This window comes from Helicobacter pylori, from assembly GCF_003636935.1.
In the GTDB taxonomy this organism is placed as follows: Bacteria; Campylobacterota; Campylobacteria; order Campylobacterales; family Helicobacteraceae; genus Helicobacter; species Helicobacter pylori_CH.
Genome location: NZ_MVVH01000032.1, coordinates 1 through 1,062, shown reverse-complemented (window position 1 = coordinate 1,062; position 1,062 = coordinate 1). Strand labels below are relative to the sequence as shown.

The 1,062-nt window shown below is 37.4% G+C and carries 1 protein-coding gene; it reads left to right on the top strand.

All coding sequences use genetic code 11. The features are described 5' to 3' along the window. Nucleotides 1-1,062 (top strand): glycosyltransferase family 10 domain-containing protein (locus EAL87_RS07990; RefSeq protein ID WP_120914262.1); only part of this gene is annotated, 1,062 nt, incomplete at both ends.

Sequence of the window (1,062 nt, the reverse complement as noted above, 5' to 3'; positions counted from 1 at the left end):
AAACCCTAAAAAACCCGCAGACATCGTTTTGGGTAACCCCCTTGAAAGAGCCAGAAAAATCCTATCCTACAAAAACACTAAACGAGTGTTTTACACCGGCGAAAATGAAGTCCCTAATTTCAACCTCTTTGATTACGCCATAGGCTTTGATGAATTGGATTTTAACAATCGTTATTTGAGAATGCCTTTATATTATGATAGACTACACCATAAAGCCGAGAGCGTGAATGACACCACTGCGCCCTACAAACTCAAAGATAACAGCCTTTATGCTTTAAAAAAACCCTCCCACCATTTTAAAGAAAACCACCCCCATTTATGCGCAGTAGTGAATAACAAGAGCGATCCTTTGAAAAGAGGGTTTGCGAGCTTTGTCGCAAGCAACCCTAACGCTCCTAAAAGGAACGCTTTCTATGAGGCTTTAAATTCTATTGAGCCGGTTGCTGGGGGAGGGAGCGTGAGAAACACTTTAGGCTATAACGTCAAAAACAAGAGCGAGTTTTTAAGCCAATACAAATTCAATCTGTGTTTTGAAAACACTCAAGGCTATGGCTATGTAACTGAAAAAATCATTGACGCTTATTTCAGCCATACCATTCCTATTTATTGGGGGAGTCCTAGCGTAGCGAAAGATTTTAACCCTAAAAGTTTTGTGAATGTGCATGATTTTAAAAACTTTGATGAAGCGATTGATTATGTGAGATACTTGCACACGCACCCAAACGCTTATTTAGACATGCTCTATGAAAACCCTTTAAATGAAATTGATGGGAAAGCTTACTTTTACCAAAATTTGAGTTTTAAAAAAATCCTAGATTTTTTTAAAACGATTTTAGAAAACGACACGATTTATCATAATAACCCTTTCATTTTCTATCGTGATTTGAATGAGCCGTTAGTATCCATTGATGATTTGAGAGCCAATTATGATGATTTGAGGGTTAATTATGATGATTTGAGAGCCAATTATGACCGGCTTTTACAAAACGCCTCGCCTTTATTGGAACTCTCTCAAAACACCACTTTTAAAATCTATCGCAAAGCTTATCAAAAATCCTTACC